This is a genomic window from Nocardia sp. bgisy118, from assembly GCF_057708605.1.
Map to the genome: position 1 here is coordinate 1 of NZ_JBYISM010000091.1, position 658 is coordinate 658.

At 67.5% G+C, this 658-nt stretch carries 1 pseudogene; it reads left to right on the top strand.

Annotated elements, in window-relative coordinates:
- Positions 1 to 19: 19 nt before the first annotated feature.
- Positions 20 to 658 (top strand): annotated as a pseudogene (locus AC3EO7_RS37855) (hypothetical protein); the annotation flags it as partial.

Consider the following 658-nt stretch of genomic DNA (forward strand, 5'->3'; position numbering starts at 1 on the left):
GAATGCGAAGGTCGACACCTTGCGTGACGCCGCGACAGGGTGGAGTTGGTGCGCTGAACAGCTGAACACGCATCTGAACTTCCAACCCGCCCGCGATGCCGTCAGCGGTCAGCAGACCCCGGAAGCTCAGCAGATCCTCGACCAGATCACCCTGCTGGAGAACCAGGCCAAAACCCTGTCGGCGCAGTTCATGACGCTGGCGCACGGGTTGGCTGGCTACGCCCAAGCTGTCGAGGACACCCGCAGCACAATCCTGCACGAACTCGGTGAGTTCGCGGCGCTGTTCGTCGCCGTCGAAGGCGTGTCGTGGGTGTTGGCCACCGGCACGGGCGGGTTGTCGGTACTGGGCGGCAACGGTGCTCTGGCCGCGCGTGCGGCGGTGGTCGGCGGCCGGATCGCGAACGCATGCCGCGGCCTGGTCGTCACCGCGCAGGCGACCGGACTACCGGTGATCGCGGCCACCGGCGCGTTCGTGCGGTCGGTCCAGGAGCTGACCCCGCTGATCACCTCGCAGGTCAGTCTGCTCACCGCGCAATCAGCGGGCCTGGTGAATCCGCTGACGCTCGACGATCTGCGGTTGCTCTCGCGCACGCGACCGTATCTGCGGGTGACCACGACACGGCCGGTCCAAGCAGCCGCGCCGAAGACCACCGTCAAC